Source organism: Blautia sp. MSK.20.85, assembly GCF_013317245.1.
GTDB lineage: Bacteria > Bacillota > Clostridia > Lachnospirales > Lachnospiraceae > Blautia_A.
Genome location: NZ_JAAIUN010000098.1, coordinates 1 through 611 on the forward strand (window position 1 = coordinate 1; position 611 = coordinate 611).

A 611-nucleotide genomic window follows, 5' to 3' on the forward strand; every position below is an offset into this window, starting at 1 on the left:
CATGGTCGAGTTATAATAAGGACAAGTTAGAAAACTCCAGTAAATACAAGGGGTTGCACTAATTTAGTCCTTATTTTTAACTCCCTGAAAAAGGGAAAAATAAGGCAGCGCTGTCATTCCAGAATATGAATTATTACAGATCCAGACTGGAAATGGATTTGTGTAAGACAAGAGTAAAAACAACAGAATTATTGTAATTATAGGACTGAATTAGCTCGCATGGAATATAGATTCCGGTTGTCTAATTCAGTCCTCTTTTTGATTGACGACGATGAAAGGTGATGAAAAATGGCTAGAATTATTTCTATTGTAAACCAAAAAGGGGGAACGGGAAAATCCGCATGTACAGCTAATTTAGCAGTAGGATTAGCACAAAAGAATATGAAAGTGTTGATTGTAGATGCCGATCCACAGTCTGATGTATCCGCAGGATTTGGATATCGTGATTGTGATGACAGTAATGAAACACTTACAGCTCTTATGGATGCAGTAATGAAAGATGAAGATATTCCTTCAGACTGTTATATCAGACATCAGGCAGAGGGAATAGATATTATCTGTTCTAACATTGGACTGGCAGGTACGGAAGTACAGTTGGTAAATGCAATGAG

The 611-nt window shown here is 37.0% G+C and carries 1 protein-coding gene; it reads left to right on the plus strand.

What is annotated here, in order from left to right; genetic code table 11:
* Positions 1-288 precede the first annotated feature (288 nt).
* Positions 289-611: ParA family protein (locus tag G5B12_RS17070; protein ID WP_174088964.1), on the plus strand; the 323-nt coding region annotated here is incomplete at its 3' end.